Annotated in this window: 1 protein-coding gene; it reads right to left on the reverse strand. The window is 46.9% G+C overall.

What is annotated here, in order from left to right; genetic code table 11:
* A partial coding sequence (locus AB4653_RS25835; protein ID WP_372105656.1) for a sodium:solute symporter family transporter occupies nucleotides 1-1381 on the reverse strand: 1381 nt, incomplete at both ends.

Below are 1381 nucleotides of genomic sequence, written 5' to 3' on the forward strand. Positions count from 1 at the left end.
TGTGTATAAGAGACAGACACAGAACGAATACCATGCGTCCCCACATAGGGTTTGGCAGTACGAACATAGTCATTACACCCACACCCGCTACCGCGATAAGTGAACCCAACATACGACGTTGCTTGTTATCCAGTTTCTTCTGTTCATTACTTTCAGCTACTAACGGTGTCGCTAGGTTATTGAAGAACTTGTCGACATCTTTCTCACGGTGTTCCGGTAATGGCTTGTAGAACAATGTTGAAAGAACGAAGAAGCCAGCAGTAAATACGATGTGACCGATAAGGCCGATAGCCACTTTCAGGTCAGCCCACTCACGGCCAGTTAGTTCGTTTAGACCGAACCAGTTTTGAATCATGTCCGCTGTGATAACGAAACCAACGAAGTAAGAAACTACACCACCAACGACTAGCGTGCCCCAGCCAGCCCAATCCGGAGTTTTACGGATAAAGAAGCCACAGAATGCAGGAATCGTCATTGGGAAGCCGATCAATGCGCCCACGTACATCATGGTGTCGAAAAGGCTCAGACCTTTAAGAGAGTTAATGAACAGAGCAACCAAGATGATCGCGATGCCGAAGAAAGTAGACGTTATTTTAGAAACGACCATTAGCTCTTTCTCTGTCGCTTTAGGGCGAAGAATCGGCTCGTAGAAGTTCTTAACAAAAATACCTGAGTTACGGTTTAGACCAGAGTCCATTGAAGACATTGTTGCTGCAAACATCGCGGCAATCAGAAGGCCAACCATACCAACCGGCATGTACTCTTGAACAAAGTAAAGGTAAGCGAAGTCAGCGGCTTTGCTGCCAGCTTCTGGGTAAGCAGCGGCTAAATCAACACCTTGACCTGCCATGAACCATGAAGGCATGAACCAAATGATTGGACCCAGTGTCATTAGTACACAAGCAAGCAGTGCTGCTTTACGTGCGTTGTTTGAGTCTTTCGCTGCAAGGTAACGGTAAGAGTTCAGCATGTTATTGGTGATACTGAACTGCTTCAAGAAGATGAACACCGCCCAGATGCTGAAAATGCTTAGGTAGTTAAGGTTATCACCCGTAATAAATGAATCGGTTGGGAAATCATTGATGATTTGCGTGACACCGCCACCGTGGTAGACCGCTACTACAGCACACGTTACGGTCACTGCCATGATGATAACCATCTGCATAAAGTCAGATGCGATTACCGCCCAAGAGCCGCCCGTTACTGACATCACCAGTACAACCAGACCCGTTAGGACAATCGTCGTCGTCATATCAAAGCCGAAGATACCTGATGCGATGATCGCAAGGCCGTTCAACCAGATACCTGCGGAGATAACGCTGTTTGGCATGCCAGACCAAGTAAACACTTGCTCATTCACCTTACCAAAACGCATACGAAT

Source organism: Vibrio sp. 10N.222.48.A3 (assembly GCF_041475345.1).
GTDB lineage: Bacteria > Pseudomonadota > Gammaproteobacteria > Enterobacterales > Vibrionaceae > Vibrio > Vibrio tasmaniensis_A.